The organism is Streptomyces sp. NPDC093094 (assembly GCF_044754345.1).
GTDB lineage: Bacteria > Actinomycetota > Actinomycetes > Streptomycetales > Streptomycetaceae > Streptomyces.
Genome location: NZ_JBIVOX010000065.1, coordinates 1 through 1022 on the forward strand (window position 1 = coordinate 1; position 1022 = coordinate 1022).

The window sequence follows — 1022 nt, forward strand, 5'->3', positions numbered from 1 at the left end:
GATGCGGGCGGGGGTGAGGCCGTGTTCGGCTGCGATCTCGGCGGCGTCGGCCAGGCGGGGCTCATCGCGCGAGGTCATGGCAGGGGTGTCCCTCCGGGTCGGGGGCGGTCCGGTTCTCCCGGCCCGCACTTCGCATAATGACAGGAGTGAGGGCTGGAGGCCAGTGCCTGAACCCGTCCCCGGCCGGGGGTGGCCGGGAGTGGTTCATGCAGCGGGGACGGGGACTGCTCGCGGCGGGCTGCAGCATGCGCCAGCAGCTTGGTGCGGGCAGCCTTTGTGGCAGCCGGCGTCCGGGTTGTCGGCTTCCTTCAGACGGCCGGGCAGCGAGGTATTCGGCCAGTCGAAGTGCCCAGGCGCGCAGCGTGTGGACGTTCACGTATTTCCCCGGGGCTGAGTTCACGTAGTTCCCGCAGCCAACGTCCAGGGCGTCACCGCATCCCTGGGGAACAGCCCGGAGGAGGCCCGGGTGCCGGGCAACGTTGGTGTTCCAGTACGGCTCTGCGGCGGGCTCGCGCATCGGGTCATCGTTGAGGCCGGTCACGCCTGCCGAGTGCACACCGGCGGATTCGCCGTCCCCATGGGGAGTCGTGATCGCGGGGATGGGGAATTGCCTGATCGTCGACACGGCGTGCCGTTCGGCGTTCTCCTCGCGCTGCTCGGCGGGGCCGCGCAGGGCTTTGGGGCGGGTGGCAGGGCTGGCGCCGTCGCGGAATGCGGCCCGGTGACCGAGGAACGACAGCGGCCGGGGGCGTGACCGCAGCGGGAGGGCCCGCCGATCCGCCACGGGGGAGCGGACGGGCGGGGTCGACCTGTGGGTCGTGTCAGTGCTGAGGCTCTGCGAGGAAGAGGGCAAGCGGTCCGGCGGGGAGGAGGAAGCGGCCCTGTCGTGCAGCCTGGAGGGCGTCAGGCATGGGCCACCACATCAGCTTGAAGTCCTGTTCGGTCTCGGTGAGCGCCTGGGGCCCGAGGCTGAGGTCAGTGGCTTCGAACAGGTGGACCCTGGCGGGTGAGGCCAGGGTGAT

General features: G+C 71.1%; 1 pseudogene. It reads right to left on the minus strand.

The features are described 5' to 3' along the window. Window positions 1-821: 821 nt before the first annotated feature. Window positions 822-1022 (minus strand): annotated as a pseudogene (locus ACIQGV_RS40865) (NUDIX hydrolase); the annotation flags it as partial.